At 65.7% G+C, this 2,209-nt stretch carries 2 protein-coding genes; both read right to left on the bottom strand.

The window, feature by feature from the left end:
• Positions 1 to 683, bottom strand: a 683-nt coding sequence (locus AC1D15_RS28210) for a biotin/lipoyl-containing protein (protein ID WP_477828616.1), incomplete at its 3' end; no start/stop codon positions are given.
• 35 nt (positions 684 to 718) lie between these two features.
• On the bottom strand, positions 719 to 2,209 hold a 1,491-nt coding region (locus AC1D15_RS28205; RefSeq protein WP_477828615.1), incomplete at its 5' end, for a transketolase-like TK C-terminal-containing protein.

Raw genomic sequence — 2,209 nt, 5'->3', positions numbered from 1 at the left:
GTTCGCCCTGAGCTTGTCGAAGGGTTGCTCGCGGGTTGCGCAGGGGCTTCGACAGGCTCAGCCCGAACGGGTGCGGGTGCGCTGCCGGCAGCAGCCTGCACCGTCGCGATCAGCGAACCCTTCCTGACCTTGTCGCCGACCTTCACCTTCAGGTCCTTCACGACGCCGGCGTGCGACGACGGGATCTCCATCGACGCCTTGTCGCTCTCGACCGTGATCAGCGACTGCTCGACCTTGACCGCATCGCCCGGCTTGATGAAGACCTCGATCACCGCGACCTCGTCGAAGTCGCCGATATCGGGGATCACCACGTCGACCACTTCCGTTCGCACTGAGCTTGTCGAAGTGCTGCTCGCAGGTTGCGCAGGGGCTTCGACAGGCTCAGCCCGAACGGGAGTGGGCGCGGCCGCAGCGGGCGTGGGCGCGGCCGCAGCGGGGGATGCTCCCGCCGCCTCGATCACCAGCAGCAGGCTGCCCTCGTTGATCTTGTCGCCGAGCTTGACCTTCAGCTCCTTCACGACACCCGCGTGCGACGACGGGATCTCCATCGAGGCCTTGTCGCTCTCCACCGTGACGAGCGACTGCTCGGCCTTCACCGTGTCGCCCGGCTTCACGAGCAGTTCGATGATCTCGACGTCCTTGAAGTCGCCGATGTCGGGGACTTTCACTTCCACCAATGCCATGCTGGGTCTCCGGCGTGTTCTTGTGGCGTAGCCGTTCAGGCGTACAGCGGGTTGATCTTGTCAGCGTTGATGCCGTACTTCTTGATGGCCTCGGCCACCTTCTCGGCCGGCAGCGTCCCTTCATCGGCCAGCGCCTTCAGCGCCGCGACGACGATGTAGTGCCGGTTCACCTCGAAGTGCTCGCGCAGCTTGCTGCGGAAATCGCTGCGGCCGAAACCGTCGGTGCCCAGCACCTTGTAGCTGCGGCCCTTCGGGATGAAGGCGCGGATCTGGTCGGCGTAGTTCTTCATGTAGTCGGTCGATGCGATCACCGGACCGGCGTACTTGTCGAGCTGCTGCGAAACGAACGGCACGCGGGCCTTCTCGGTCGGGTGCAGCAGGTTCCAGCGCTCGCAGTCCTGGCCGTCGCGCGCCAGCTCGTTGAAGCTCGGGCAGCTCCAGACGTTCGCCGACACGCCCCACTCCTTGGCCAGCAGCTCCTTCGCGGCCATCGACTCGCGCAGGATCGTGCCCGAACCGAGCAGGTTGACGCGCGGCGTCTTCTTCGCGCCCTCTTCGAGCAGGTACATGCCCTTGATGATCTGCTCCTCGGTGCCGGCCTTCAGGCCCGGCATCGGGTAGTTCTCGTTGAGCAGGGTCAGGTAGAAGTAGACGTTGTCCTGCTGCTCGACCATGCGCTTCAGGCCATGGTGCAGGATCACGCCGACCTCGTGCGCGAAGGTCGGGTCGTAGCTGATGCAGTTCGGGATCGTGCCGGCCAGGATGTGGCTGTGGCCGTCTTCATGCTGCAGGCCTTCGCCGTTCAGCGTGGTGCGCCCCGAGGTGCCGCCCAGCAGGAAGCCGCGCGCCTGCATGTCGCCCGCCGCCCAGGCCAGGTCGCCGATGCGCTGGAAGCCGAACATCGAGTAGTACACGTAGAACGGCACCATCACGCGGTTGTTCGTCGAGTACGACGTGGCCGCGGCGATCCAGCTGCTCATGCCGCCGGCCTCGTTGATGCCTTCCTGCAGGATCTGGCCGGCCTTGTCCTCGCGGTAGTACATCACCTGGTCCTTGTCGACCGGCGTGTACTGCTGCCCCGCGGGGTTGTAGATGCCGATCTGGCGGAACAGGCCTTCCATGCCGAAGGTGCGCGCCTCGTCGACCAGGATCGGCACCGCGCGCGGGCCGAGCTCCTTGTCGCGCAGCAGCTGCGTCAGGAAGCGCACGTAGGCCTGCGTCGTCGAGATCTCGCGGCCCTCGGCGGTCGGCTCGAGCACGGCCTTGAAGGTCTCGAGATCAGGCACCTTCAGCTGTTCGTCGGCCTTGGTGCGGCGGTGCGGCAGGTAGCCGCCCAGCGCCTTGCGGCGGGCATGCAGGTACTGCATCTCCGGCGTGTCGTCGGCCGGCTTGTAGAACGGGATGTCGGCCAGCTTGTCGTCGGGAATCGGGATGTTGAAGCGGTCGCGGAAGGCGCGCACATCCTCGTCGACCAGCTTCTTGGTCTGGTGGGCGGTGTTCTTGCCTTCGCCGATCTTGCCCATGCC

Source organism: Rhizobacter sp. P2_H2 (assembly GCF_056403375.1).
Note: the sequence above shows the minus strand (reverse complement) of the source record. Positions and strands in the feature narration are given on the sequence as shown.